The organism is Pedobacter sp. UYP24, from assembly GCF_054057295.1.
The window spans coordinates 23544-50522 of record NZ_JBSRZD010000012.1 but is presented as its reverse complement, the minus strand read 5'-3'; the positions used below and the strand labels follow the sequence as shown (position 1 = coordinate 50522).

Annotated in this window: 24 protein-coding genes; 14 read left to right on the top strand and 10 right to left on the bottom strand. The window is 38.7% G+C overall.

Annotated features, from left to right (window positions below; genetic code table 11):
- Positions 1 to 13 precede the first annotated feature (13 nt).
- Positions 14 to 2947: a M16 family metallopeptidase gene (locus ACVWYN_RS16650; protein WP_457290013.1), complete on the top strand. Its 2934-nt coding sequence runs from the start codon at positions 14 to 16 to the stop codon at positions 2945 to 2947.
- Positions 2948 to 3006: 59 nt separating this feature from the next.
- Here ACVWYN_RS16650 and ACVWYN_RS16645 read toward each other — a convergent pair whose 3' ends face one another.
- Positions 3007 to 3192, bottom strand: coding sequence for a CsbD family protein (locus tag ACVWYN_RS16645; RefSeq protein ID WP_457290012.1), 186 nt, complete (start codon positions 3190 to 3192; stop codon positions 3007 to 3009).
- A 67-nt stretch (positions 3193 to 3259) separates the two neighbouring features.
- Complete coding sequence (gene acs, locus ACVWYN_RS16640) at positions 3260 to 5152, bottom strand: acetate--CoA ligase (RefSeq protein WP_457290011.1); 1893 nt, start codon at positions 5150 to 5152, stop codon at positions 3260 to 3262.
- A 263-nt stretch (positions 5153 to 5415) separates the two neighbouring features.
- Between acs and ACVWYN_RS16635 the strand changes: the two genes are divergently transcribed.
- The 8 genes from ACVWYN_RS16635 (at position 5416) to ACVWYN_RS16600 (ending at position 11802) form a co-directional block, all read left to right on the top strand.
- Positions 5416 to 5889 carry an Lrp/AsnC family transcriptional regulator gene (locus ACVWYN_RS16635; RefSeq protein WP_457290010.1) on the top strand — a complete coding sequence of 158 codons (474 nt, stop codon included), beginning with the start codon at positions 5416 to 5418 and terminating at the stop codon, positions 5887 to 5889.
- Positions 5890 to 6039: 150 nt separating this feature from the next.
- Positions 6040 to 6273: a 50S ribosomal protein L28 gene (rpmB, locus tag ACVWYN_RS16630; protein ID WP_131597730.1), complete on the top strand. Its 234-nt coding sequence runs from the start codon at positions 6040 to 6042 to the stop codon at positions 6271 to 6273.
- 39 nt (positions 6274 to 6312) lie between these two features.
- Positions 6313 to 6495 (top strand): 50S ribosomal protein L33, encoded by a 183-nt coding sequence (gene rpmG / locus ACVWYN_RS16625; RefSeq protein WP_136837740.1) that lies wholly within the window; start codon positions 6313 to 6315, stop codon positions 6493 to 6495.
- A gap of 40 nt (positions 6496 to 6535) precedes the next feature.
- Complete coding sequence (locus ACVWYN_RS16620; protein WP_457290009.1) at positions 6536 to 6694, top strand: DUF4295 domain-containing protein; 159 nt, start codon at positions 6536 to 6538, stop codon at positions 6692 to 6694.
- A gap of 71 nt (positions 6695 to 6765) precedes the next feature.
- Entirely contained in the window at positions 6766 to 7731 is a 966-nt protein-coding gene (ftsY, locus tag ACVWYN_RS16615; RefSeq protein WP_457290008.1) for a signal recognition particle-docking protein FtsY, read from the top strand.
- A gap of 16 nt (positions 7732 to 7747) precedes the next feature.
- Complete coding sequence (gene rimO / locus ACVWYN_RS16610; RefSeq protein ID WP_457290007.1) at positions 7748 to 9082, top strand: 30S ribosomal protein S12 methylthiotransferase RimO; 1335 nt, start codon at positions 7748 to 7750, stop codon at positions 9080 to 9082.
- Between the two features lie 46 nt (positions 9083 to 9128).
- Positions 9129 to 10715, top strand: a complete 1587-nt coding sequence (gene bshC / locus ACVWYN_RS16605) for a bacillithiol biosynthesis cysteine-adding enzyme BshC (RefSeq protein WP_457290006.1) — start codon at positions 9129 to 9131, stop codon at positions 10713 to 10715.
- A 1-nt stretch (position 10716) separates the two neighbouring features.
- Complete coding sequence (locus ACVWYN_RS16600) at positions 10717 to 11802, top strand: Ldh family oxidoreductase (RefSeq protein ID WP_457290005.1); 1086 nt, start codon at positions 10717 to 10719, stop codon at positions 11800 to 11802.
- On the opposite strand, the gene lepB is transcribed toward ACVWYN_RS16600, so the two are convergent.
- From lepB to ACVWYN_RS16575, 5 genes are all read right to left on the bottom strand, one after another.
- Positions 11799 to 13004: a signal peptidase I gene (gene lepB, locus ACVWYN_RS16595; protein ID WP_457290004.1), complete on the bottom strand. Its 1206-nt coding sequence runs from the start codon at positions 13002 to 13004 to the stop codon at positions 11799 to 11801. The genes ACVWYN_RS16600 and lepB overlap by 4 nt on opposite strands.
- 8 nt (positions 13005 to 13012) lie before the next feature.
- Complete coding sequence (dapB, locus tag ACVWYN_RS16590; RefSeq protein ID WP_457290003.1) at positions 13013 to 13753, bottom strand: 4-hydroxy-tetrahydrodipicolinate reductase; 741 nt, start codon at positions 13751 to 13753, stop codon at positions 13013 to 13015.
- A gap of 127 nt (positions 13754 to 13880) precedes the next feature.
- Positions 13881 to 14513 (bottom strand): DUF5683 domain-containing protein, encoded by a 633-nt coding sequence (locus ACVWYN_RS16585; protein ID WP_457290002.1) that lies wholly within the window; start codon positions 14511 to 14513, stop codon positions 13881 to 13883.
- Positions 14513 to 15436 carry a ParB/RepB/Spo0J family partition protein gene (locus ACVWYN_RS16580; protein ID WP_457290001.1) on the bottom strand — a complete coding sequence of 308 codons (924 nt, stop codon included), beginning with the start codon at positions 15434 to 15436 and terminating at the stop codon, positions 14513 to 14515. Before ACVWYN_RS16580 ends, ACVWYN_RS16585 begins: the two co-directional genes overlap by 1 nt.
- A gap of 10 nt (positions 15437 to 15446) precedes the next feature.
- Positions 15447 to 16250 (bottom strand): ParA family protein, encoded by an 804-nt coding sequence (locus ACVWYN_RS16575; protein WP_457290000.1) that lies wholly within the window; start codon positions 16248 to 16250, stop codon positions 15447 to 15449.
- A gap of 180 nt (positions 16251 to 16430) precedes the next feature.
- Here ACVWYN_RS16575 and ACVWYN_RS16570 point away from each other — a divergent pair, with 180 nt between their 5' ends.
- On the top strand, positions 16431 to 16952 hold the full coding sequence (locus ACVWYN_RS16570) for an NADPH-dependent FMN reductase (protein WP_457289999.1): 522 nt from the start codon (positions 16431 to 16433) through the stop codon (positions 16950 to 16952).
- Here the strand turns inward: ACVWYN_RS16570 and ACVWYN_RS16565 are convergent.
- On the bottom strand, positions 16939 to 17397 hold the full coding sequence (locus tag ACVWYN_RS16565) for a hypothetical protein (RefSeq protein ID WP_457289998.1): 459 nt from the start codon (positions 17395 to 17397) through the stop codon (positions 16939 to 16941). The two genes, ACVWYN_RS16570 and ACVWYN_RS16565, sit on opposite strands and share 14 nt — an antisense overlap.
- 143 nt (positions 17398 to 17540) lie before the next feature.
- On the opposite strand from ACVWYN_RS16565, the gene ACVWYN_RS16560 reads away from it, so the two are divergent.
- The gene (locus ACVWYN_RS16560; RefSeq protein WP_457289997.1) at positions 17541 to 19073 is read left to right on the top strand and encodes an ABC transporter substrate-binding protein; all 1533 of its coding nucleotides are present in this window, start codon (positions 17541 to 17543) and stop codon (positions 19071 to 19073) included.
- 1 nt (position 19074) lies between these two features.
- Here ACVWYN_RS16560 and ACVWYN_RS16555 read toward each other — a convergent pair whose 3' ends face one another.
- Positions 19075 to 21486, bottom strand: a complete 2412-nt coding sequence (locus ACVWYN_RS16555; protein ID WP_457289996.1) for a TonB-dependent receptor domain-containing protein — start codon at positions 21484 to 21486, stop codon at positions 19075 to 19077.
- Between the two features lie 193 nt (positions 21487 to 21679).
- Here ACVWYN_RS16555 and ACVWYN_RS16550 point away from each other — a divergent pair, with 193 nt between their 5' ends.
- The 3 genes from ACVWYN_RS16550 to ACVWYN_RS16540 all read left to right on the top strand — a co-directional run bounded on the left by ACVWYN_RS16550 (position 21680) and on the right by ACVWYN_RS16540 (position 23991).
- Positions 21680 to 22042 carry an RNA recognition motif domain-containing protein gene (locus ACVWYN_RS16550; protein WP_457289995.1) on the top strand — a complete coding sequence of 121 codons (363 nt, stop codon included), beginning with the start codon at positions 21680 to 21682 and terminating at the stop codon, positions 22040 to 22042.
- An 86-nt stretch (positions 22043 to 22128) separates the two neighbouring features.
- Positions 22129 to 22284: a hypothetical protein gene (locus ACVWYN_RS16545; RefSeq protein ID WP_457289994.1), complete on the top strand. Its 156-nt coding sequence runs from the start codon at positions 22129 to 22131 to the stop codon at positions 22282 to 22284.
- A gap of 63 nt (positions 22285 to 22347) precedes the next feature.
- Positions 22348 to 23991 carry a GH32 C-terminal domain-containing protein gene (locus ACVWYN_RS16540; protein ID WP_457289993.1) on the top strand — a complete coding sequence of 548 codons (1644 nt, stop codon included), beginning with the start codon at positions 22348 to 22350 and terminating at the stop codon, positions 23989 to 23991.
- 26 nt (positions 23992 to 24017) lie between these two features.
- Here ACVWYN_RS16540 and leuS read toward each other — a convergent pair whose 3' ends face one another.
- The gene (gene leuS, locus ACVWYN_RS16535) at positions 24018 to 26816 is read right to left on the bottom strand and encodes a leucine--tRNA ligase (protein WP_457289992.1); all 2799 of its coding nucleotides are present in this window, start codon (positions 26814 to 26816) and stop codon (positions 24018 to 24020) included.
- Positions 26817 to 26979 lie beyond the last annotated feature (163 nt).

The following is a 26979-nucleotide window of genomic DNA, read 5'->3' as shown; positions in this document are numbered from 1 at the left end:
TAACTTATAATACATGAAGAATAAACTGTTACTATTTGCTTGCCTGCTCTTTTTAGGGCAGCATATTACGGCTCAATCTGCTTACCAATGGAAAAAAGCTACATCTGCTGGTTACACTTATAAATATGTAACTGGCGATCCTACAAAGACACGCTTTTATACCTTAAATAACGGCTTAACTGTTATTCTATCGCAGAACATCAAAGAACCTAAAATAGAATTTCGTATGGCAGTTCGCGCAGGTAGTAATACTGATCCGCGTAACGCAACAGGTTTGGCTCATTACCTAGAACATTTGTTGTTTAAAGGAACCGACAAATTTGGAACAATGAACTTTGCTAAAGAGAAGCCGCTTCTTGATAAGATTGATACACTTTACGAAACATATCACAAAACTACAGATCCTGCCAAAAGAAAAGAGATTTATGCAGAGATCGATAAAACATCAGGTTTGGCATCAAACTATTCCATCGCGAACGAATATGACAAAATGATAAAGGCACTTGGCGGACAAGCTTCCAATGCGCATACCTGGTATGAGGAGACCATTTATAATGAAGACTTTCCTTCAAATATTACTGATAAATTTTTAGCATTGCAGGCAGAGCGTTTTCGTAACCCAATTTTCCGTATTTTCCATACAGAATTGGAAGCCGTTTACGAAGAAAAGAATCGTGGACTAGATAACGACGGATGGAAATTAGACGAGAAAATGTCAGAATTACTATTCCCCACTCATAACTACGGTCAGCAAACTACAATAGGTACAATTGAACATTTAAAAAATCCTTCTCTGGTAGAGATCAGGAAATATTACAACAAGTACTATGTTCCAAACAACATGGCAATAGGCTTTGCTGGCGATTTCAATCCTGATGAGATGATCAAAAAGGTAGATCAGTCGTTCTCATTTATGCTACCTAAGCCACTCCAACTGTACAATCCGGCACCTGAAAAACCACGTACAACTATACAAAAAATAAATGTATATGGACCAAGTGCAGAAAGTGTAGAAATGTATTATCGCGGGTATGCGCAAAGCACCAGTCAGAGTCTGATGCTTGAACTAATTTCCAGCATTCTATCTAACGGGAAGGCGGGACTTTTTGACATTAACCTGAACAAACAACAAAAATTACTACGTGCAAATGCTGGATACCAGCAAATGAAAGATTACGGCGTATTTAGCTTGTCTGCGCAACCAAAACAAGGACAGACACTGGAAGAGGCACAACAGCTTTTGCTTGCGCAAATCCAGTTGCTTAAAAACGGGGAGTTTGATGAAAGTTTGATTAAAGCAACCGTAGCCAATACCAAGCTAAATCTATTGCAGGCCTTTGACAACAACGCATACCGTGTGGAAGCAGCATCCAATGATTTTATCCTGAACAGAGGTGTAAACTGGAACAAATCTCTAAGTACACCGGATGATATGGCTAAAATAACGAAACAACAAGTGGTTGCCTTTGCCAATAAATTTTTCCTTAACAATTATGAGGTTGGTTACAAACACAAGGGCGAGGACAAAACTACCGTAAAAGTAGAGAAACCAATTATTACCCCAATCAATCCAAATGCAGATGCTACTTCTGCTTTTATGACTAAGTTGCTTGAGGATCCCTCTAGAGAAATTGCACCACAATTTTTAGATTACAAAAAAGACCTGAATTTTAGTAAAGTAGGTATAGCAGATGTAATCGCTGTTCAAAATAAAGAAAATAGCATCTTTCGTATTTCATATCGTTTTGACATGGGTACGTGGAACTATAAACTTGCTCCGTACGCAGCACAATACCTTACATTCCTGGCTACAGACAAATACACTGCTGAAGAGATTAGCAAGCAATTTTATAACATTGCCTGCAATTATAATTTCAGCGTTTCTAACGAAACAGCATCCATTAACATTAGTGGCTTGCAGGAAAATTTTGACAAGGCGGTTAGTCTGGTAGAACACATTTTTTCGAATTGTAAAGCTAACGAACAGGCTTTGAGCGACCTGAAAAGCAGGATTCTAAAATCAAGAGAAAACAACAAATTAAATAAAGGCGCAATCCTTAGCGGCTTGATGAGCTACGCACAATACGGACCGAGTAACCCATACAATTTTACACTAAGTAATGATGAAGTAAAGGGAATGACTTCAGAGCAATTGCTGTATATCCTGCACAATATCAATAACTATAAACATACGATTACCTACTATGGTCCGCAAACCCCAGCAGTATTTGCCGCAGCAATTGCCAAAATCCATAAGTTGCCAACTGAATTTACCACTGCTGCCCCTGCTAAAGTTTTTACTTATACCAACAACATAGCTAATCAGGTTTATTTTGCAGATTACGACATGGTGCAGTCTGAAATTAGATGGGTACGCAATGGCGGCAATTACAACCCGGCAATGGCACCTAAGATCAGCCTGTTTAACAGCTATTTTGGCGGCGGAATGGGTTCTATTGTTTTCCAAACCATTCGCGAATCCAAGGCACTTGCATATTCAACATTTGCGGTTTATCAAACTCCAGATAGAAGAGACAAACAAACTACTATGGTTGCTTATGTGGGCAGCCAGGCGGACAAAATGAACGAAGCAGTAAATGGCATGAATGAGTTATTGAATGTATTGCCACAGGCTGACAAATCCTTCGATGCTTCTAAACACAATGCATTAAACGCAATTGCTACAGACAGGATCACGCAGGATGGCATCATCATGAGCTATCTGGCCGACAAGAAAATGGGTATAGATCATGATTCTAGAATTGAAGAGTTTGCAGGTTTAAAACCGCTAACTTTCGAAGACATTAAATCTTTCCATAAAGCAAACGTTGCAGGTAAACCATACAACTATTGTATTGTAGCTTCCGAGAAAAAAGTTAGCCTGCAAGACATGCAAAAATTCGGAACGGTTACCAAACTGAGTCTTGATCAGATCTTTGGTTACTAGATAATTTTCAATCTATAAAAAAAGCTCCTGATTTTGTCAGGAGCTTTTTTTATAGTCAATTATAGGCTCTTTATCCAGTCTACCAGTTCATCCCTAGTTTTACCTGTTTTTTGCTGTAATTTTCCGTACAACTCATCATCCTTCCCGTCTTCATATTTCAAATCATCGTCGGTCAAATCGCCATAAGCCTGTTTAACTTTACCTTTAACTTCATTCCATTTTCCTTTTAATTCTAACTTATCCATGATAGTTTCTGTTTAATGTTTAACAATTGGTTGTGTTAAATACAACAGACAAGTATGACTAATGTTTTTACTGCTTCGCTTTTGAAATGATCTCTTCAACTACTGCGGGATCCAATAAAGTTGTAATATCGCCCAAATTAGTGGTATCACCTTCGGCGATTTTCCTTAATATCCTTCTCATTATTTTGCCTGACCTGGTTTTAGGCAACCCTGATACAAACAAAATTTTATCAGGTTTTGCTATTGCCCCGATCATTCGGGTAACGGTTTGCAGTATATCTTTCCTGGTAAGTTCTTCGTCATTGTGTGTATTAGGGAAAATCACAAAGGCAAATATGCCCTGCCCTTTTACCTCATGTGGGAAACCAACTACAGCACTCTCTACCACACCTGCATGCATATTAATGGCATTCTCCACTTCTGCAGTACCAATTCTATGTCCCGAAACATTGATCACATCATCAACCCTGCCGGTAATTCTATAATAACCATCTTCATCACGCAAACACCCGTCACCTGTAAAATACAGTTGCTGATAAGTAGAAAAATAAGTGAGACGGCAACGCTCATGATCACCATAAAGCGTTCTCAGCATTCCCGGCCATGGGAATTTGATACAGAGGTTACCGCTAACATCATTACCTAAGAGTTCCACGCCTTGTTCATCAACAAGTACAGGCTGTATGCCGGGTAAAGGTAATGTTGCAAAACTAGGCTTAGTTGGCGTAACATAAGCTATTGGAGAAATCATTATACCACCAGTTTCTGTTTGCCACCAGGTATCAACAATAGGTGCTTTACTTTGGCCAACATGTTCATCAAACCAATGCCAGGCCTCTTCATTAATCGGTTCTCCTACCGATCCCAAGACCCTTATAGAACTCATGTCAATTCCATTTAAAGGCGCTAAACCAAAGCTCATCAAAGACCTGATTGCAGTTGGTGCTGTATATAGAATATTAACTTTATGCTTTTCTACAATTTGCCACATTCTGGAAGCATCAGGATAAGTAGGAATCCCTTCGAACATCAATGTCGTTGCACCCTGAGAAAGCGGGCCATAAACAATGTAAGAATGACCTGTTATCCAACCAATATCTGCAGTACAAAAGAATACCTCATCAGGTTGATAATTAAATACGTTTGAAAAAGTATAACCAGCATAAACCATATATCCGCCGATTGTATGTACAACACCTTTGGGCTTACCAGTAGATCCTGATGTATATAAGATGAACAATAGATCTTCCGCATCCATTTCCTCAGCGGGACAATCCGTATCCACCAACTTGATTTCATCTTCCCACCAGATGTCTCTGCCTTTTAGCATAGAAACTGGGGTTCTGGTATGCGTTAATACGACCACTGTCTCTACTGTCGGGCACCCAATCAGTGCATCATCAATTACTTCTTTAAGCTGAATCTGTTTACTCCCTCTAAAAGCACCATCAGCAGTAATTACGATTTTACATGCTGCATCGTTAATTCGATCGGCGATGGATTTGGCAGAGAAGCCGCCAAAAACAACAGAGTGAACTGCACCGATACGTGCACAGGCTAATACTGCAACTGCAAGTTCCGGAACCATGGGCATATAGATGCAAACCCTATCACCTTTCTTTACGCCATTTTTTTTCAATACGTTTCCAAAACGGCAAACCTGTTCATGAAGGATCTTATAACTTAAAGTAATGCTATTTCTATCAGGATCATTCGGTTCCCAAATTATTGCAGGTTTATCGCCATTTTTTTCTAGATGCCGGTCCAGGCAATTTTCAGTGATATTTAATTTTGCACCTTCAAACCATTTAATGTTTGGTTCTTTGAAATTCCAGGAAAGTACCTTATCCCATTTCTTTCTCCAAAAAAAATTTTCTGCTATAGTGCCCCAGAATTCTTCAGGATTTTCAACGCTTAACCGGTAGGTTTTTTTATATTCTTCTAGTGATTTGATCTGCATATTTGGCATTGTTAAGAGCGTTAAATATAACAAATCAATACCATTGAAGCCAATTGCATATTTTTAATAAATAAAAGCCCAGCTTTTTGCAGATTCTGATGGTCAGCATTATCACCAAATAGCAATTTATTGACCTCCCATAATTTTACATTTAAGAAAAATTAATCAAATATTTTGATCCCAAAATTTGTATAATTTCCTGCAAATAATTAAAATTGCACTTCAATTACAACGAATATAAATTAACTCAATTAAAATTATTGATGGATCAAAAAATTGAAACAAATAACATAAAAATATTAGAATGCCTACAGATAAATTCCAAGTCGAGTGCTGTAGCTATTGGCAAGAAAATTAATCTCTCATCCGCTGCTATTTTAAAAAAAATAGGCTTTCTAGAGTCAGAAGGTTTTGTGATAGGGTACTCAATAATACTTGATAGAACCAAATTAAAGAAGGGACTATCCGCAAAAATTGAAGTGACATTAAATGAAAAATCTGAAAAGAATAGGGAAATCTTTCTGAATGAAATAAATGATTACACAGAAATCATCCAATGTTACGTTGTAAGCGGCGAATATGACTATCTGCTTCATATTGCCGTTTCAGATATGAATGCATATAATCAACTACATAGTAAATTAATTAATACTAGCCCTACAAAAACCTTAAAAACCTCTTTTGTGATTAAGGAACTAAAATCCCACCCCACTATAGATCTATCCCATCTATATTAGAAAATTGGACAATCAAAAACATATAATGCTTCTTTCATTAATCTAATTGAAATTATTTTAGGTGGCTTCTTGATGATTACAATTATTTTATTGATATTTGCACACTCTTAAAAAATTAAGCGAAGAACAATTAACAATATATAACAAAGCATGTCTAGAGTTTGTGATTTAACCGGAAAAATGGCGATGACAGGTTTTAATGTTTCTCACTCAAACGTTAAAACTAAGCGTAAGTTTTATCCCAACTTACAACTTCAGAAATTTTATATTCCTGAGGAAGATCGTTGGATAACACTGAAAGTGTCTACTTCAGCTATCAAAACCATCAATAAAATTGGTATATCTGAAGCGATTAACCGTTTCATGAAAAAAGGATATTTATAGAAAAATTGGTTGATGTGAATCAACCTTAATATTAAGAAAATGGCAAAAAAAGGTAACAGAGTACAAGTTATTCTAGAGTGTACAGAACATAAAACCAGTGGCATGCCTGGTATGTCTAGGTACATAACTACTAAAAACCGCAAAAACACTACTGAGCGTTTAGAATTGAAAAAATTCAACCCTGTAATGAAAAAAGTAACGGTACACAAAGAAATTAAGTAATACATTTTTGTATTAAATTAAAATACAATTTATTTAGATCATGGCAAAGAAAGTAGTTGCGACCCTAAAAACGGGTAAAGGAAAAGAATATTCGAAAGTTATTACAATGACCAAATCACCTAAATCAGGTGCCTATTCTTTTAAAGAAGTTATTGTTCATAACGATCACGTTGCAGATGCTATCGCGTCTAAGAAATAATATTAATATTTAATAACTTTAAAGCCGTCCTTTAAACTGGGAGGGCTTTTTTTGTTTTGCTATACATTCTTATGGGTTTATTCGATTTTTTCAAGAAGAAAGAAACTGCTCCTGAAGCTCAGGAGGCCTTGGACAAAGGATTAGAGAAAACTAAAACAGGTTTTTTTAACAAAATCACCAAAGCTGTCGCCGGAAAATCGACCGTTGATGATGATGTTCTGGATAATCTAGAAGAAGTTCTAGTAACTTCTGACGTAGGTGTAAGCACAACCTTAAAAATAATTAGCCGTATTCAAGGTCGTGTAGTTAAAGACAAATACCTTTCAACTTCCGAACTTAATAGTTTGTTACGTGATGAAATCCAGCTTCTGCTGGCTGAAAATAATAGTAACGATTTCCGTAGTTTTGAATATGGTAGTGATCATAAGCCTTATGTAATTATGGTTGTTGGCGTGAATGGGGTAGGTAAAACAACAACGATAGGCAAACTTGCCAATAAGCTAAAATCCGAAAACCTAAAGGTAGTTCTTGGTGCTGCTGACACTTTCAGAGCAGCTGCAGTTGAACAGATTAAACTTTGGGGTGAGCGTGTTGGCGTAAGAGTTGTTGCTCAGCCTATGGGTTCTGATCCTGCTTCGGTAGCTTTTGATACACTACAATCGGCAGTAGCAAATGGTGAAGACGTGGTGATTATTGATACTGCAGGCCGATTGCACAATAAAGTAGGGCTGATGAATGAGCTCGGCAAAATAAAAAATGTGATGAATAGGGTGGTTCCTGGTGCACCACATGAAATCCTGTTGGTATTAGATGGCTCTACCGGCCAAAATGCCTTTGAACAATGCAAGCAATTTACTGAAGCGACAGATGTAAACGCATTAGCAATTACAAAATTGGATGGAACTGCCAAGGGTGGTGTAGTCATCGGGATATCCGACCAGTTCAAAATACCAGTTAAATATATTGGCGTAGGCGAAGGAGTGAATGATCTTCAATTATTCGACAAAAAAGCTTTCGTTGATAGTTTATTTAATTAATACAGATTTATAATACATGAATACCAAAACGATAGCTAAAATAGTGCCTATTAAAAAACCAAGGATTAATGTTATCACACTGGGTTGTTCCAAAAACACCTATGATTCTGAAGTCTTAATGGGTCAGTTAAGGGGTAATAGCATGGATGTGGTTCATGAAGCCAACAAAGTTGGAAAGGATGATATTGTGGTGATCAATACCTGCGGATTTATTGATAATGCAAAACAAGAATCAATCGATACAATCTTACAATATAGCCAACTAAAAGAGGAGGGAAAGGTTGGAAAGGTTATAGTTACCGGTTGTTTATCTGAGCGGTATAAGCCTGAATTGGAAGCAGAAATTGCAAATGTAGATGCTTTCTTTGGCACAAACGATCTTAACAATTTATTACACGCTTTAGGTGCAAACTACAAACATGAGCTAATCGGTGAGCGATTGTTAACTACTCCTTCCCATTTTGCTTATTTAAAAATTGCTGAGGGATGTAATCGCCCTTGTTCCTTCTGCGCCATCCCGTTAATGAGGGGTAAGCATGTTTCCCGCGATATGCAGGAATTGGTAAATGAGGTAAAAATCCTGGCTGCTAATGGCACGAAGGAACTGATATTAATTGCTCAGGATCTTACTTACTACGGATTGGATATTTATGGAAAGCGTAATTTGGATGAATTGTTGCGCAGAATATCAGATGTGGCTGGCATAGAGTGGATCAGACTCCAATACGCCTATCCTTCTGGCTTTCCAATGGAAATTCTGGATGCGATGAATGAAAGAGAAAACATTTGCAAGTATCTGGACATGCCTTTGCAGCACATAACTGACAACATGTTAAAATCAATGCGCCGTGGTATCACCAAGCAAAAGACTATTGACATTGTAAACCAAATTAGAGATAAGGTTCCGGGAATTGCCATGCGTACAACCCTGATATGTGGTTACCCTGGAGAGACGGAAGAAGATTTTGAAGATATGATGAGTTGGGTGGAAAACACACGGTTCGATAGACTTGGTTGTTTTACTTACTCTCATGAAGAGAAAACGCATGCACATATCCTTATAGATGACGTCCCCGAAGAAGTTAAACAGGAGCGTGTAGATGCAATAATGGAGCTGCAACAAGGTATTTCGTTTGACATCAACCAAGATAAAGTGGGAAAAACTTATAAAGTTTTAGTGGATAGAAAGGAAGGTGATTTCTTTATTGGAAGAACGGAATATGATTCTCCGGAAGTAGATAACGAAGTGTTAATTGATGCCATAACTGGTTATGCAGCTGTGGGTAGCTTCGTAAATGTGGAGATTTACCGCGCCGAAGATTTTGATCTATATGGTCGGATTGTAAAATAAAGGCGTGATTTAATGAGTTGTCGTTTATTAACCTAAATTCGTTGCGATGCAGGCTAAATATATTTCTTATCAAGACACACACGCGTTTTCTGCAGTTGTACTGGATTACACGGCAGGCAAGGACCAGCTTAGACCTTTTTACAAATATAGCCCAAATATAAAAGGCTTTGCTTCGGCGATTCCTAACCGCAACTTTAAGGGCGACAGGGCATTGCTAGTGGATATTTTACAAAAGCAATATGGATCAATAAGGTCAAGCAGCTCAGTTAAAGCCAACATTAACCTACTAGCAGATGAGCGTACTTTTACTATCACTACTGGTCACCAGCTCAATATATTTACCGGTCCGCTTTATTTTATTTATAAGATTGTAACGGCTATTAACTTAGCAAAGGAATTGAAACATGAGTTCCCAAATTATAATTTTGTGCCAGTTTACTGGATGGCTACTGAAGATCACGACTTTGAAGAGATAAATCATGTGAAACTGGAAGATAAGATGCTCACTTGGGACAAGAAAGTAAGTGGAGCAACAGGAAAGTTAAATACAAAAGACATTGAAGACGTTCTTATTGCCTATAAAGGTTTCTTAGGGATCACAGAAAATGGCTTGAAATTTTCCCAATTAGTTGAAGATGCGTATACCAAACATGTTAGCCTTAGTGATGCAACAAGAGAACTAGTAGATAGTCTGTTCGGCCGTCATGGATTGGTAAGTATAGATGCTGATGAACCTGCATTGAAAGCACAGTTTGCCGATATTATATATACAGACATTATTGAAGAAAATAGCTCAAAGTTCATCGCCAAGAGCAACGTGGAATTAGAAGGATTGGGCTATAAGCCTCAAGTGAACCCGAGAGAGATTAACTTTTTCTACATGACTGAAGGATTGAGAGAAAGAATTATTTACGATAAAGGCGCTTACAAAATAAAGAATACCTCACTTCGTTTTACAAAAGAGGAGTTAAAGATTGAAATCAATGCTTATCCTGAAAGGTTTAGTCCGAATGTAGTAATGCGGCCACTTTACCAGGAGGTTATTTTACCCAATCTTGCCTACATTGGGGGTGGTGCCGAAGTAACCTACTGGTTGCAGTTAAAGGCAAATTTTGATCATTATCATGTGCCATTTCCAATCTTGCTTTTACGTAATTCAGTACAGTTTATTGACAAACGCAGCGAGCAAAGAATGCATATCCTTGGGATTTCACAACACGATCTTTTCAATGACACATTGCAGTTGGAGAATGATTGGATAAGGTCTCACGTTAATTTGCAGCTCAGTTTAAGCGACGAAGAGAAGGCGATAGATGCCGTATTTGATCAAATAAAAGCCAATGCTTTCATCATTGATAAAACGCTTGCTCAATCTGCAGATGCTGCAAGAACGCGTGCACTTAGGTTGATATCTAGTCTGGAGAAAAAAATGCTTCGCGCGGAAAAGCGAAAACACAAAACTTCACTTGCACAGATTGAAAACTTAAAGGCCAAATTATTTCCTTCCGGGGGTTTGCAGGAACGTATTATGAATATCGCTCCTATGTATGTTACTTATGGAGACGGATTTATCGATTCGCTGATAGAGCACCTTAAACCCCTCGACAATAAGTTCACCATTCTTTTTGATTAAAATGAATTTTATAACCTTTACTGAAGTTCAACTACGCCAGTTTACAGAGGCTGTATTTTTGAGAATCGGATGCCCTGCAAAAGATGCTTCGCTGGCCGCGGGTGTTTTGTTAAAATCTGACCTCAGGGGTATAGATTCTCATGGAGTTGCTCGTTTAAGTGGCTATGTAAGGCTTTGGGAAAAGAAAAGGATCAACGCTAACCCGAACATAAAAGTTGTTCATGAAACTTTCACTACAGCTACTGTAGATGGTGATGCGGGTCTTGGCCTTGTTGTAGCACCGTTTGCTATGAAAATTGCCTTAGAAAAAGCTAAACTGTATGGTAGCGGATGGGTAGCTGTTAAAAATTCCAATCATTTTGGAATTGCCGGTTATCACGCACTAATGGCAGTAGAGCAGGACATGATTGGTATCAGCATGACAAATGCCAGTCCGCTTGTTGCTCCAACCTATGCTAATGAAAGATTATTGGGTACCAATCCAATGTGTTATGCATTTCCAGCAGGGAAGTATCCTCCAGTTGTTGTTGACATGGCAACCGCCGCTGCAGCAAATGGCAAATTGGAAATTGCGCAAAGAGCAAATAAACCCATACCCGAGGGTTGGGCACAAGACAAAGATGGAAAAACTACTACTGATGCCAATGGCCTTAAAAACGGGGGTTCTTTACTGCCGCTTGGCAGTGATAAAGACCATGGCAGTCATAAAGGTTATGGATTGGGCGCTACTGTTGATATCCTATCGGCAGTACTCTCAGGCGCCAATTACGGCCCCTGGGTTCCTCCATTTGTATCTTTTCTTGAACCATCAGCCAATCCTGTTGGTGAAGGAATTGGCCACTTTTTTGGCGCCATGCGTATTGATGGATTTCGTCCAGCTGCGGAGTTCAAGGATCATCTTGATAATTGGATTGCTCGCTTTAAAAATGCAAAAACCGTGGACCCTAATAAGAAAGTGATCATTCCCGGCGAGCCTGAATTTGATTTCGAAAACGAACGCAAAAAAAACGGCATCCCTTTGATAGATGCCGTTGTTAAAGACTTAAATGAGCTAGCTAAAAAACTAGATATTAATGGTTTATCCTAGTGAATTCCTTTTAAAATTCTACTCCATCTGATCTTGCTGAGGAACGATCCATTCGTATCATAACTCATCCAGATAAATAAGGCTTTTCCAACAATATGATCCTCTGGCACAAAACCCCAATATCTTGAATCTAATGAATTGTGTCTATTATCTCCCATCATCCAGTAATAATCCATCTTAAAGGTATAACTAGTTGCCGGCACGCCATTGATTAGCCATCCTGCCCCAGATTTCACTAACTTATTACCTTCATAAATTCTGATACACCTTTCATATAAAGGCATATTAACCGTATCCAATTGAACAGTCCAACCCTTTTTAGGGATTTTAATAGGCCCAAAATTATCCATGTTCCAGTTCCTGTTTGGGTCAAAAGGGAAAACATCTGCTTCACGCTCGCCGGCAGGCTTTAAATATGGTTTTACAGATTCAACAAAGTCAAGGCTTTTTACCTTGTCCATCATCAATTCAGAACCGGTAAAAATGTAACTCTTCTCTCCTTCCTGACTGATATCTGGATCTGCATCTCTTAAACTGAAACCCATTTCACTAAAGATACTGAAGTTCACATCCAATGTTTTAAAAGTAACCAAATACCTAAAGTTCCCAGTGTTTTTTAGCTTTTCCGGTTTACCGTTAACGGAAACTAGACCATCCTTTAAGCTTATCACATCTCCGGCAATGCCTATACACCTTTTAATATAGTTCTCCCGCTTATCCACCGGTCGGGAGATGACAGTATATTGAGAATTTATCTGCTGCCAGCTGCTATTTCTAACCATCCTATAATAATCATTGTCCTGCGCTTCTAAAGCTACCGTATCACCTTGCGGATAATTGAATACAACAACATCATTATTCTTTATGTCTTGCAGTCCGGGCAAACGGTGGTACTTTAACTCTACACCATCCCAGTATGCCTTAGTACCGGTCAAAGGCATGGTGTGATGTGCAAAAGGAAATGCAACTGGAGTCATAGGTATCCTTGGTCCATAATTGACCTTACTTACAAAAAGAAAATCTCCAATTAACAGGGAACGCTCCATTGATCCTGTGGGTATCGTATAGGCTTCAATAAAGAATACCCTGATAATGGTTGCAGCAATAACTGCAAAAAGTATTGCATCTACCCATTCACGGCTTTTGGTCTTTTTTTTCTTTGGCTTGGCAACCTTATCTTTTTGCCAGAATTTCCAACTCATGCTTATTGCTATTTAAAATTAAATATATCAGTAATATTATAAAAACCTTGTCTGTGTTCCAGCCACTCAGCAGCTACTATAGCCCCTAATGCAAAACCGGATCGGCTGTGTGCGGTGTGTTTAAATTCGATCTCATCTACTTCCGAGCTATAAACAACAGTATGCGTACCAGGAATATTTTCTATTCGATGGGACTCTATCAACAACTGTTCTTTTTTGATCACCTCTTCAAATGGTGTCCCTACCAACTCGTTAACCCATTCTGTTTTCCGATCCAAATTATCAATAACACCTTCCGCAATGGTCATTGCAGTTCCGCTTGGCGAATCCAGTTTCTGCGTATGGTGAATTTCCTCCACCTGTACTTCATATGCAGGAAAGTTATTCATCAATTTAGCCAGTACTTTATTCATGTAGAAAAAGATATTTACTCCAATACTAAAGTTTGACCCATAAAGCAATGTGTTGTTACTGTTGAGGCATTCGTTTTTTACCTCCTGTAATTGTCCGTACCACCCTGTTGTACCTACAACTACTGGCAGATTAGCGGCAAAACAAGCATAAATATTATCTAATGCAGCATCAGGGGTGCTAAAATCAATAGCTACATCTGCCATACGAAGATTACTTTCCGTAAGGTCTTCTTTATTATCTACCGTAATCTTAAGTACTATTTCATGGCCTCTATCTTCTGCAAATCTTTCTATGATTTGCCCCATTTTTCCATAACCAAGCAATGCTATTTTCATTGTATTTATATTTTCATTAAGTTAATGAAACTTGCTTACGCAGGTTTCATTGTATTGTCCATCTGTTAAAATAGGCCCGACAAAGGGCATTGAGTATACTCCCTTATTTGAGTTGGCTGCAAATATATTATAATGAAAGCGTAATTTTCAATCCTGGAGCAATGGAATTATTACCATACAAACTGCCCCCATTAATTATACCAGGAGAAACTTTGAATGCCACATCGCCAACATCAAAATATTTAAGACGCGCGTCAACATAAGCCTCTACGATATTCATAAGGTATAGGCCCCCAAGTGAAAAAATAACTACCTCACGATTTCTGCGAGCGATATCTTTAGCTGCTATTAGGCCTTCTTGCGGGAAAGTTGTATAAATACTTCCAAGAGGTGATACCCCTTTATTTTTACTTCGGAATTGCAATTCATCTAGATAAATCTTATAGCTTTTATCGTTGCTCATATAAGAGAGGGTTAACAAAGTTATTCCGGTATAAATACCGGCTACTTTTGCCAAACGATAAACAGTAACCCCATTTCTGATCTGACCTAAACCAGGAAGTAGGGCAGAACTTATAGCTGCCCGCCTAGCGGCGATTTTACCCAGATTTACGTACTTAGGCTTTAACGTATCCGTTCTTTTTGTCCTTGAACTGTCTAAAAATGCGCTATCGCGCATTTTTGCCGATGTTTTCATCTGGGCCTGTGCTCCAAAAGCTAACAGAAATAGCAGTGAACATAAAAGCAGTCCTCTATTCATTACCAGTCTAATAGTTCAAGGATACGACTCAGGTCATCCTGTGAAACAAAGGGGATCTCTATAGCACCTTTCCCATTATCTGATACCTTCAGCTTTACACCAGTTGAAAATTTTGATGCCAGCTCTCTTTGGAGCTTCTGATATTCAAAAGATATGGGTGCTGTTTTTTTAGCAGGTTTATTGACCTCCTCATTACCAAGGTTCCTCACCAATTCTTCTACTTTACGAACAGACAACCCTTGTTGGATAATTTGATCGTGAAGAAAAAGCTGTTTCTGAACAGAATCAACGCTAACAAGTGCCCTGGCATGTCCCATTGATATTTTTTGATCGCGTATAGAGATCTGTATTGCAGGTGGTAATTTAAGCAATCGCAGGTAGTTGGTAACTGTAGAACGGTTTTTACCTACCCTATCTCCCAGTTGCTCCTGTTTTAAGTTACACTCCTCCATCATTCTTTGGAAACTTAAAGCCACCTCTATGGCGTTCAAATTTTCACGCTGAATGTTTTCTATTAGCGCCATTTCCAGCATTTGCTGATCATTTGCACTACGTACGTAGGTAGGTATTTCGGTTAACCCGGCTAATTTTGAAGCTCTTAAACGTCGTTCTCCGGAAATTAACTGGTAACCTCCATCAGGCTTCTTTCTTACAGTTATTGGCTGGATTAAGCCTTGTACACGGATCGATTCAGACAATTCCATAAGGGCTACCTGATCAAATTCAGTACGCGGCTGATAGGGATTGGTTTCTACATCGCTGATCTTAACATTTCCTATGTTGTTACTAACAACTCCTTCGTGCCTGGTTTCACTAACAGAATTAACCCCATTGCTATTTCTTGGCGGGTTTATAGAATCAGAGTCATCTAAAAGCGCACTTAACCCTTTACCTAAACCTGTTTTTCGCTGAAAAGATGTCATTAAAAATAAATTAAATAATTGCTGTCGTTTGGTGCTCTAGTTCCTTTACCATTCCATTCTTACGAACAATTTCACGTGCAAGATTAAGATAATTTATCGCTCCCTTACAATTGGCATCGTGCATAATAACGGATATTCCATAGCTTGGCGCCTCGCTAAGCCTGGTATTACGTTGTATAATAGTTTCAAAAACCAAGTCCTGAAAATGGGTTTTCACTTCTTCAACCACCTGATTAGAGAGGCGTAGACGAACATCATACATGGTTAATAGTATTCCTTCTATAGCCAGTTCAGGATTTAAACGGTTTTGTACAATTTTAATTGTGTTCAGCAATTTTCCCAGACCCTCTAATGCAAAATATTCGCACTGAACAGGAATGATAACAGAATCAGCAGCTGTTAAGGCATTGATCGTGATCAAGCCCAATGAAGGTGAGCAGTCCACAATAATAAAATCGTATTGATCTTTTACCTTCTCCAGAACAGCTTTCATCTTGTACTCCCTGTTATTCAAGTTGATCATCTCTATCTCTGCCCCAACAAGGTCAATATGCGCAGGAAGCAAGTCCAAATTAGGGGTTTCTGTTTTTTGAATAGCCTCAGATGGCTCTATGTCATTAATAATGCACTCGTAAATGCTATTTTTTATATTTCTAGGATCAAACCCAATACCTGAAGTAGAATTGGCTTGTGGATCAGCATCAACTAACAAAGTGCGGTATTCCAGTACGGCCAAACTTGCGGCCAGATTGATGGAGGAAGTAGTTTTACCTACACCACCCTTCTGATTTGCCAATGCAATAATTTTACTCATCTATTCTAATACTAATTTCAATTGTTATGTAAGACTTGTCTTTTGCCCGGTATAAATGTATAAAAAATGCTATTTTTGCAATGTTTCGGGCACATTTTATGAATAGCTAAGATACAAAGTAAATGATAATTTCGGTACTTACGCCATAAGTGTTTTACACATCTTATTAACAATTTAGACATGCTAACCATCATATCGGGAACAAACAGGACTGGAAGCAACACCTTAAAAGTTGCTATCTATTATCAGAAAACTCTGTCTTCAAAAGGCTTAGACGCTCAGCTACTTAATCTGGAAGATTTACCCGGCAATCTTGCTGATACTGATTTATACGGAAAAAGAAGTGCTCGTTTCCAGGAAATACAACGCTTGATTACCAGCACCAGTAAATTCCTCTTTATTATACCAGAATACAATGGAAGTTTCCCGGGAGTACTAAAATTATTTATAGATGCCTGTGATTTTCCAGAGAGCTTTTATGATAAAAAAGCAGCCTTAGTGGGCATATCGTCTGGAAAGTATGGAAACATACGTGGTATAGACCATTTTGGTGGCGTTTGCAGTTACCTTCATCTTAACGTTTTGCCGCTAAGAATACATATACCTGCAATAAAAACAGAATTTAATGAAAACGGCGACTTCTATAAAGAAGACACATTAAAATTTACTGGAGAGCAAATGGATAAGTTTATTTTGTTTTAAAGCTAATCCAGGTATTGCCTTCATTACCAAAAACAAAATAACCAGGGTATAACATTTCAGCCAAATCTTCCAGAGATTCCACTACTTCTTCTGCTTTAGTTGCAAAGGCAGCTTCGGTATCCCATAAATAAACGCGATTAAATTCTACAGCAGGCCAGGCTTCATCTAACAATGCTGGCACCACCCCCATCAAATGCAAAGCACTATAATCATGGTCTGTGTAGATAAGCACTCTGGCGGCAGCCGCATCGTACTGGAGCAAACCTCCTGCTTCTTCCAGCAGTTCTCTAAAATTGCCTACAAGCATATTATTTGTATCCAGACACAGGACAGAAACCTTATCCATATACTTAATCTTATGCTGGATGATGTCTACACGCTCCTGAAGCCGTTCTCGCAGATCCTCATTCTCAACTTCATTTATCAGTGTATTTAAAAAGGACATATTGATTTATTCGTTACTTTGTGCAAAATTAGTATTCCTTACCGATGCATCGTATTATATTCCATATTTTTTGCGGACTGCTATTCTCCTTTTTAGTTTCATGCAAGGGCAGCGTTTCCAAAAGCAACAAAAAAACATTTAATATGAATATAGATCAGGGGCTTACTTCTATGGACCCTGCGTTTTCCAGAAACCAAAACGCAATGTGGATGATTAACCAGGTTTTTAATGGCCTGATTCAGATAGACAGCGCATTAAATACAGTTCCGTGCATTGCTAAATCATGGCAAATCAGTAGCGATGGATTAATCTATACATTTAACCTGCGTAACGATGTTTTTTTCCATGACGATCCTTTGTTTGTTGGTGGTAAAGGACGAAGAGTAATCGCCTCGGATTTTACCTACAGCTTCTTCAGACTCATTGATCCAAAAGTAGCATCATCAGGGGGCTGGATATTTAGCGACAAAGTGAAAGACGTCAATAGCTTTAAGGCGCTTAATGACAGTACCTTTCAGATACACCTGATCAAACCCTCGCCTGCATTTATTAAAATCCTGGCAACGCAATATTGCTCGGTTGTTCCAAAAGAAGTTGTGGAGCACTACGGAAAAGATTTTCGCAGTCACCCGATTGGAACTGGTCCGTTTAAATTCAAATACTGGAAAGAAGATGAGATACTAGTTTTGCTAAAAAATGAACACTATTGGGAAAAGTTAAACGGAGTCCAACTGCCTTTTCTGGATGCCGTAAAAGTTACTTTCATTTCTGATAAGCAAAGTGCATTTATGAACTTTATTAAAAAAGAGCTTGATTTTTTTGACAAAGTAGACGGAAGCTATCGGGATGACATCCTGACTAAAAGCGGAAAAATGACTCGTAAATACAAAGGCAAGTTTAACCTAACCAAAAGTCCTTACCTATGTACAGAGTATGTGGGTATTCTTGTGGACACCAATGTCGCTATAACAAAAAAATCTCCCTTAAAGTATAAGAAAGTAAGACAAGCAATTAGTTATGCTATTGATAAAAAAAAATTGATTAAGTACCTGCGTAATGGTGTTGGTATACCCGCTACCTCAGGTTTTGTACCAGAAGGGATGCCGGGCTTCGATAGTGTTGCCGTAAAGGGCTATCATTACGACCCTGAAAAAGCAGCGAAGCTGCTGACTGAGGCAGGATTCCCAGATGGCAAGGGAATGCCTCAGGTAACATTAAATACCTCAACCACTTATAAGGACCTAATTGAGTTTATACAAGGTGAGCTGCATGCAATAGGCATTAGCGTAAAAGTAGATGCAAGCCCGAGTGCCAGCCTGCGCGACCTGATGTCTAAAAACGAGGTCAATTTTTTTAGGGGCTCATGGATTGCAGATTATCCGGATGCTGAAAACTACCTGGCTATGTTTTACTCCAAAAATAAGGTACCAAACGGACCTAATTACACCGCCTATTACAATAAAGATTTTGACAAGCTTTTTGAACAGAGCTATTACATTAGTGATGATAAGGAGCGCCACAAGCTTTACCAGAAAATGGACAACATGGTGATGGAATATGCGAATGTGATCCCAATATTTTACGACCAGTCTGTAACTATGACCCAAAAAAATATTAGCGGGTTTGTGATAAACCCGCTAAATTTAATGATACTGAAAACTGTTAAAAAGAAATAAGTTACGGTTGCACTCCACCCATGCCACCACCTTGTTGTTGCTCTTCCTTTTTCAAATCGTCGTTCTTAACCGTTTTCTTCTGAGTAAACTTAAGTTTACCAAAGTTATAACTGAAATTAATACCAAAAGAACGCAGCGGATAATGAATATCTGTACTTTGAATTGACGTTTGCGTTTTATTTACCGTCTTGATATTAAGGTCGCGGCTGAAGGGGTTTAGCACATTTAGGCCAATCGTAGCTTTCTTATTCAAAATCTCCTTTTTAACGGCTCCGCCGTAAAAGTATAGCATGTCCGTCTTACCTTGAAAAGTACGCTTAGGTGAATTCACCACTCCCCAAAGCTCTGTACTCCATCCACTGCCAAATCCGTATGCAGACCGGGCAAAAAGATTATAATTAACCAACGTTCCTGTACTTACATTACTACTGCTGTTATTAACCTCATAAGTGTTTAATCCAAAGTTACTCATCAATGTCCACTTTGGTTTTGGATTGTAAGACCCAAAAACGTTGAATCCGTAAGACTTACTCGTACCAACATTGGTATAGGTGGTTAAATTCTTACCGTCTTCAATTGGCTTGATTGTACTTTCAATAACATCTTGCGTATTTCTATAAAATATAGAGGCATTGATAACAGATCCTTTAATAAATGTAGAATAACCAAGCTCTATGTTATCAGTAAGCTCTGGAGATAGCTTTGGATTACCCTCCATTGGATTATAAATATCACTCTGGTTCCTAAAAGGGTTCAAATAGAACAAACTAGGTCGCTGTACCCTACGATTATAGCTCACCTTAAGGGTGCTCATAGCACTCAAACTTTGAGAAATAATTGCACTTGGGAACAAATTGAAGTAATCGTTATTAAAATTGAGCGAATTACCCGCCAAGCCATCAATTTTTGTGTACTCTGCCCTTAAACCCGCTTTAGCTGTAATCTTTTTGGTAAGCTTAAAGCCTATAACTCCGTAAGCCGATGCCACATTTTGATTATAATCAAAATCCTGTGCAGCCTGGTCATAGTTGCTGGTAATTTGTCTGGCAATTCCTTTAATCCCCGTTTCGAATACAGTGGTTTTAGTAAAAGGATACACATAATCGCTTTGTAGCGTATACTCATTGTTTTTCCCGGTATTGTTACCAACAACCGTGAAAGAAGATGGTATCGTAATGCCCACAAACTCATTGGAGAAATCACTCGTATTCCTGCCGGTAGAAAGCTGACCAGACACACTAAATTCTTCTCCTTCTCTCTTACTTGTTTTTCTATAATCAGCAGTCCAGTCCATATTTCGGAATCCCATGTCCATATCTCTGATATTACGTGAAAGCAAGTTGTTTACATTGATATCTGTACTACCAGGCCCACCATTTGAGAAACTGTTCAGTTTAACATTGGTTGAAAAGTTATTGTAAGCATTTAGATCATAATCCAACCCAGCACTGCCGTTATAACCAACCCTGGACCATTTAGAATATCCATCCTGAGAAATAGTACTTGTTACACCATTAACTGTAGAATTATTGAAGTTCTGCACGTGAGAATTTTGAGGGTAGGCATGGTTTAAACCAAGACTTGTAGTTAGGGCCAACCTGCCTGTCTTAACATTTAGGTTAAAGGCACCATTGTTGGACCTGGTACCAACAGAAGTATTAAGGCTTCCACTTGTACCTTCAGCATTGCTTTTCTTGGTGATGATATTTATAATGCCTCCCGATCCTTCTGCATCATACTTAGCGGAAGGGCTGGTGATGACTTCCACACTTTTGATTTGCTCTGCGGGAATCATTTTTAAGGCATCTGCAACGCTGTTTGCCATTGTTCCTGAAGGCTTTCCATTAATGAGCACCCTAACTGCGCTACCTCGCAACTGAACGTTCCCATTCATATCAACAGAAAGCATGGGTACCTTACGCATAACATCCGTCGCATCACCACCAGCATTGGTAATATCTGCTTCTGCGTTATAGACCAGCCGGTCTACTTTATTTTCTATCATTGCCTTTTGCCCAACAACAGCAACTTCCTTCAAATTACTTTCCGTTGAAGCCAGGTAAATAGTACCCACATTATAATCAGGTTCTTCCGGGCTGGTAGTAACCTTAACCGATTTGGTTTTATACCCTAAAAAACCAATAGCCATTAAGTAAGAATCAGGAGCGATACCTTGCAGAACTACTTTTCCCCTTTCATCTGTAACACCACCATTAACGGATTTATTTGTTGTTGATTTTGTTAGCGCGATACTGGCATAATCTATTGGCTTTTTTGTAGCAGAGTCTAGTACAACAGCTGTAATACGACCTAAAACCTTTGGTTTTTGAGATGCTCCTCCGCCCATCTGAAACTGCGCCTTAGCAGTAGTTAACATTCCTATTCCTACAAGCAAAAGTATAATTCTTTTCATATATTTTCTATTTCTTCAATTAGTCTGCGCAAGGTCGTAATTGTTACACTAAGCCACAATGGACTTTAGATAAAATAGGGTCAAATATCGGTGAAACGGTCCTTTTTATCGGTGTAAAATCCTGGTACGTTATGCTGCTTCAAATGTTGATTGGTATGCTATTTACCATTATCTTTGTACCTCTATTTATAACATGATAAAACTTTTTATTGCGGGCTACCCGCCAGACGTTCAAGATGAGGAATTGATTGAAATGTTCAGCTTTTATGGAATGATGCATAGCATTAACTTAATAGTGGACAAAGTAAGCAACAAGCACAAAGGATTTGGCTTTATTGAAATGCTTGAACAAACAGGTGCAGACCGTGCCATTGCCGCCTTACATGGCACTGTTTTTAAAGGCAGGAAAATTACTGTTAAAATTGCCGATGAAGATAGAGAAAAGAAGCCCAGGGTATTTAGACCAAACCGTTTCGATAATGAAGATAAGGTTAGTCAGCCAAATCAGAAACAAGTTATAAATATAAAACGTCCGCGTAAGCTAATTTCGAGATAAATTAATAGGCAAGTAAGCTTGCTTCAACTCTATCCTTCTTCCGTCCTGGCACCGTATTTCTATAATTATTCGGGCGCTATATACCTATGATTGAAGTATCATTTAGATATACCAATGATGCAGAACCGATAGCCGACGGATACCGAACGGATAACCGACGTACGAAGCCAGGCCGAAGCCAGGTACTACCCAAGCCGAAGCCAGACAATAATCCAAAGCTAAATCTGGCGATGACGATTTAATTATATTTTCATAGTTTCGTCTCAGCTGTTGAAACCCAGCTAATAACCAAATCCAAATCTAGTATGCATTCTGTTATTAAAAATATCATTACCGCAGCCTTCGTTTTGCAATGTGGTATCGCATCAGCGACAGACATTTCAATTAAGATCACGAAGAGATACCTTAATTTTCCGATTTCACAAAAGCAAAACAGGGCCGCTATGCGCCTTGAAGTTGACGGTAAACTTGAGCGGTCTTTTGTAATCAGGTTATCTGCCGATCCTGAGTATTGGACTTTTACAGATGTAAGTGCTTTTAAAGGAAAGACCATAAAGATTAGTTATGATGGCGAGGCAGCAGGATTAAGCAAGATCTATCAAGATGATAAGATTAATGGCCAGGATTCAATCTATAAAGAAAAAAATCGACCCCAATATCACTTTACCACCAAAAGAGGGTGGATTAATGACCCTAACGGGATGATTTTCTATGAAGGTGAATACCACCTTTTTTACCAACACAACCCTTATGAAAGAGAATGGGAAAACATGTCATGGGGCCATGCGGTAAGTAAAGACATGATCCATTGGGAGGAGCTTCCTGTGGCATTGCACCCAGATAAGTTGGGTACAATGTATTCGGGATCTACAGTTATTGATTATCAAAATACTTCTGGCTTTGGCAATGGAAAAACCCCTCCAATGGTTGCCGCTTATACAGTAGATAATCCAGATAAAGAAATTCAATGTATTGCTTATAGTTTAGACAAAGGAAGAACATGGACCAAGTACTCCGGCAATCCTGTTATTGATTCTAAAGCTAAATGGAATAGTAAGGATACCCGTGACCCTCGTGTATTTTGGTATAAACCAGGAAACCATTGGGTGATGGTATTGAACGAAAGGGACGGACATTCTATCTATAATTCCAAAAATTTAAAAGAATGGACTTTTCAAACTCACATTACAGGCTTCTGGGAATGTCCGGATTTATTTGAGTTACCAATTGATGGTGATAAAAACAATACAAAATGGGTAATGTATGGAGCTTCCAACACCTATATGATCGGGTCGTTTGATGGAAAAACCTTTAACCCTGAACATGGGAAATATCAATATACCACCGGTACGATCTATGCCGCGCAAACCTTTACCAATATGCCTGAAAGTGACCCAAGAAGGATTCAAATTGGCTGGGGAAGGGTACAGCAACCTGGCATGCCTTTTAATAACATGATGCTCTTGCCTACAGAGCTAACCTTAAAAACTACCAATGACGGGCCAAGGTTGTTCAGCTCACCAATTAAGGAAACTGAGCAGCTTTTTGAAAAGGTACATGAATGGCCATTATTGACATCTGACGATGCGAATGCTAAACTAAAGGAATTCTACAATTCAGACCGTTTTAGAGTAAAAGCCACAATTAAGTTATCCTATGCAACTAGTGCAGGTTTTAACTTGTTTGCACAGCGTGTACTGGATTACGACATGAGCTTTAATACGATCAATGGCGTACTCTATTCCCCTGAAAAAATAGGCAGTATGGAAATAACAGCCGATATATTTGTTGACAGAACCTCTATTGAAGTTTTTATAGACGGAGGAAAATATTCTTATTCTATGGAACGCAAACCTGATGCATATAATAAAGAAGGTTTACATTTTTGGGGCAACAACATTGAAGTTAAAAACCTGGAGATTTACAATGTTAAATCTATCTGGAAATAACATTTGAAGAAGAATAGTGAATATTGTTAAATAACAATATTCACTATTCTTCCTTTTACAACGATAACTTTTTTAGGTATGCTACCGTCAAGGTATTTTTGAACTTCTTCGCTAGCCAAAACTGTTTCTTCTATTTCTTTCACTTCAAGGGCCAAACTAAGATTTAAGTTTAAACGCGTTTTTCCATTTACTGAAATTGGATAACTGAATTCATCCTCTAACATATATTCAGGCTTAAATTGCGGGTACGTGGCAAAAGATAGACTTCCAGGCTCATTTCCCAAAAGCGCCCATAGCTCTTCGCAAATATGTGGTGCATAGGATGCGAGAACAACCGTAAGATCTTCTAAGATTTGTCTGTTCTTACACTTCAAATCAGTAAGCTCATTTACAGCGATCATAAAGCTGGATACAGAGGTATTGAAGGAAAAACGATCAATATCATCCTGAACTTTTTTAATGATCTTATGCAAGGCCTTTAACTCTGCTTTGGCAGGGATAGAATCCTCTACACTAAACACCCATTGATCATTGTGGAACAAACGCCAAAATTTACGTAAGAATTTAAACACACCTTCAATCCCATTGGTGTTCCAAGGTTTACTTTGCTCTAGTGGACCAAGGAACATTTCGTACATCCTTAAAGTATCTGCTCCGTAATTTTGAATAAGAACATCAGGGTTGACTACATTGAATTTAGACTTTGACATTTTCTCGACCTCAACACCGCAGATATATTTGCCGTTTTCTAAAATGAATTCAGCATCAGCAAATTCAGGTCTGAAAAGTTTGAACTTTTCAATATTCAGTATCTCGTTCTCTACTATGTTTACATCCACATGCAAGGCGGAAGTTTTATAATTCTTCCTTAAACCTTGAGAAACCAAAGTGTTTGTACCTCTACCTGCATCATCAACCACTCGATATACAAAATTACTTCGTCCCTGGATCATCCCCTGATTAATCAATTTCTTAAATGGCTCCTCTTCCTGAACGTAACCAAGATCCTTAAGAAACTTATTCCAGAAACGACTATATAACAAGTGACCAGTTGCATGTTCTGCACCACCAATATAAAGATCTACATCTTTCCAGTAAGCAATAGCTTTTTTGGAAGCAAAATTATTAGTGTTATTTGCATCCATGTAACGGTACCAGTACCAGCTGGATCCTGCCCAACCCGGCATTGTACTTAATTCATATTCATATTGATCTTCATAACTCCAGTCTTCTGCCCTGCCTAATGGAGGCTCACCGGTTTCAGTTGGCAGGTATTTATCAATTTCTGGCAGTATTAAAGGCAACTCCTCCTCTTTGATCAGGTATGGCAACCCATCCTTGAAATAAACAGGAATAGGTTCGCCCCAATAGCGCTGGCGACCGAATATGGCATCGCGCATGCGGTAATTTACTTTTGCTTTACCTACTCCCTTTTCTTCAATCCATAGGTTTAAAGATTGGGTAGCTTCTTTATAGCTTAAGCCATTTATAAAGCCGGAATTGATGTAGGCACCTTCTTTTGTGGAGTCTGCCTGAGTTTGAATGTCCTTTTGACCATCTAAGATCTGTACAATAGGGAGATTGAAATGCGTAGCAAATAACCAATCGCGTTGGTCTCCGCTAGGCACACCCATTACTGCCCCGGTACCGTAACCAGCAAGTACATAATCTGCAATCCAAAGTTGAACGCGTTCACCATTTACAGGATTGATTACATAGCTGCCGGTAAAAGCTCCTGATACAGTTTTGGTATCTGCCATACGATCAAGCTCAGATTTCTTTCTGGTTTGAGCAATGTAATTATTGACTGCCTCTTGCTGTCCGGGAGCTGTTAAAATAGAAACCAACTCATGCTCTGGCGCAAGCACCAAATAAGAGACACCAAATATGGTATCAACACGGGTAGTAAATACTTCTATATATTCTGCAATGTCAGCAGGTGAATTATCTATAGCAAACCTTACGCTCGCACCTACACTCTTGCCAATCCAATTGCGTTGCATTTCTTTGACCGGTTCTGGCCAGTCGACCGAATTTAGACCCTGGAGCAATCGTTCGGCATAAGCGGAGATACGCATGCTCCATTGCATCATTTTCTTTTGCTCAACGGGATAACCGCCACGTTCAGAATAACCATCTTTAACCTCATCATTGGCAAGAACAGTACCCAATGCGGCACACCAGTTAACTGTACTTTCCCTTAAATAAGTTAAACGATATTTTAATAGCTCCACCTGTTTTTCTTCACTAGACATGGTTGCCCAATCGCTTGGCAAAAAGGAGTTGGCATCTTCATCACAAACCGCCTTTACATCGGCACTGCCAGAAGCATTAAATTTTTCAATAAGTGTGGTAATGTCTTCCGCACGATCAGTTTCCAGGTTGTACCAGGAATTGAACAATTGCATAAAAATCCATTGGGTCCATTTATAGTATTCAGGATCGCTGGTGCGGACCTCTTTACTCCAATCAAATGAGAAACCGATCTGATCCAGTTGTGTGCGGTAAGTATTGATATTGGTCTGGGTAGTTATAGCCGGATGCTGACCAGTTTGAATGGCATATTGCTCTGCGGGCAAGCCAAATGAATCGTAGCCCATTGGATGAAGCACATTGAATCCTTTTAGTCTCTTATAACGTGCAAATATGTCTGATGCAATATAACCAAGAGGATGACCAACATGTAATCCTGCCCCTGAAGGGTAAGGAAACATATCCAGTACGTAATATTTAGGTTTTGAATTGTCTGTATCTGCTTTGAAAGTTTGATTTTGAGCCCAGTGTTTTTGCCACTTTTGCTCTATTTCTTTAAACTGGTAATCCATTACTAATGTCTTGATTAACGCTGCCTAAGCGTGGTGCATTTTTGTGTGAGAGGCAAAAATAAGGAAATATGTCTGTTTTGGAAAGGATTAGTAAAATAGAGCGCCCGGGCTAGCAATCGTCTATCAAAGATTATATTTTATATCGCAATTTTTGCAAGATTAA

Excerpts from the sequence above, each read along its gene's own strand:
- ACVWYN_RS16650 (WP_457290013.1), top strand. The coding sequence starts at position 14 with ATGAAGAATAAACTGTTACTATTTGCTTGCCTGCTCTTTTTAGGGCAG.
- ACVWYN_RS16645 (WP_457290012.1), bottom strand. The coding sequence starts at position 3,192 with ATGGATAAGTTAGAATTAAAAGGAAAATGGAATGAAGTTAAAGGTAAA.
- acs (WP_457290011.1), bottom strand. The coding sequence starts at position 5,152 with ATGCAGATCAAATCACTAGAAGAATATAAAAAAACCTACCGGTTAAGC.
- ACVWYN_RS16635 (WP_457290010.1), top strand. The coding sequence starts at position 5,416 with ATGGATCAAAAAATTGAAACAAATAACATAAAAATATTAGAATGCCTA.
- rpmB (WP_131597730.1), top strand. The coding sequence starts at position 6,040 with ATGTCTAGAGTTTGTGATTTAACCGGAAAAATGGCGATGACAGGTTTT.
- rpmG (WP_136837740.1), top strand. The coding sequence starts at position 6,313 with ATGGCAAAAAAAGGTAACAGAGTACAAGTTATTCTAGAGTGTACAGAA.
- ACVWYN_RS16620 (WP_457290009.1), top strand. The coding sequence starts at position 6,536 with ATGGCAAAGAAAGTAGTTGCGACCCTAAAAACGGGTAAAGGAAAAGAA.
- ftsY (WP_457290008.1), top strand. The coding sequence starts at position 6,766 with ATGGGTTTATTCGATTTTTTCAAGAAGAAAGAAACTGCTCCTGAAGCT.
- rimO (WP_457290007.1), top strand. The coding sequence starts at position 7,748 with ATGAATACCAAAACGATAGCTAAAATAGTGCCTATTAAAAAACCAAGG.
- bshC (WP_457290006.1), top strand. The coding sequence starts at position 9,129 with ATGCAGGCTAAATATATTTCTTATCAAGACACACACGCGTTTTCTGCA.
- ACVWYN_RS16600 (WP_457290005.1), top strand. The coding sequence starts at position 10,717 with ATGAATTTTATAACCTTTACTGAAGTTCAACTACGCCAGTTTACAGAG.
- lepB (WP_457290004.1), bottom strand. The coding sequence starts at position 13,004 with ATGAGTTGGAAATTCTGGCAAAAAGATAAGGTTGCCAAGCCAAAGAAA.
- dapB (WP_457290003.1), bottom strand. The coding sequence starts at position 13,753 with ATGAAAATAGCATTGCTTGGTTATGGAAAAATGGGGCAAATCATAGAA.
- ACVWYN_RS16585 (WP_457290002.1), bottom strand. The coding sequence starts at position 14,513 with ATGAATAGAGGACTGCTTTTATGTTCACTGCTATTTCTGTTAGCTTTT.
- ACVWYN_RS16580 (WP_457290001.1), bottom strand. The coding sequence starts at position 15,436 with ATGACATCTTTTCAGCGAAAAACAGGTTTAGGTAAAGGGTTAAGTGCG.
- ACVWYN_RS16575 (WP_457290000.1), bottom strand. The coding sequence starts at position 16,250 with ATGAGTAAAATTATTGCATTGGCAAATCAGAAGGGTGGTGTAGGTAAA.
- ACVWYN_RS16570 (WP_457289999.1), top strand. The coding sequence starts at position 16,431 with ATGCTAACCATCATATCGGGAACAAACAGGACTGGAAGCAACACCTTA.
- ACVWYN_RS16565 (WP_457289998.1), bottom strand. The coding sequence starts at position 17,397 with ATGTCCTTTTTAAATACACTGATAAATGAAGTTGAGAATGAGGATCTG.
- ACVWYN_RS16560 (WP_457289997.1), top strand. The coding sequence starts at position 17,541 with ATGAATATAGATCAGGGGCTTACTTCTATGGACCCTGCGTTTTCCAGA.
- ACVWYN_RS16555 (WP_457289996.1), bottom strand. The coding sequence starts at position 21,486 with ATGAAAAGAATTATACTTTTGCTTGTAGGAATAGGAATGTTAACTACT.
- ACVWYN_RS16550 (WP_457289995.1), top strand. The coding sequence starts at position 21,680 with ATGATAAAACTTTTTATTGCGGGCTACCCGCCAGACGTTCAAGATGAG.
- ACVWYN_RS16545 (WP_457289994.1), top strand. The coding sequence starts at position 22,129 with ATGATTGAAGTATCATTTAGATATACCAATGATGCAGAACCGATAGCC.
- ACVWYN_RS16540 (WP_457289993.1), top strand. The coding sequence starts at position 22,348 with ATGCATTCTGTTATTAAAAATATCATTACCGCAGCCTTCGTTTTGCAA.
- leuS (WP_457289992.1), bottom strand. The coding sequence starts at position 26,816 with ATGGATTACCAGTTTAAAGAAATAGAGCAAAAGTGGCAAAAACACTGG.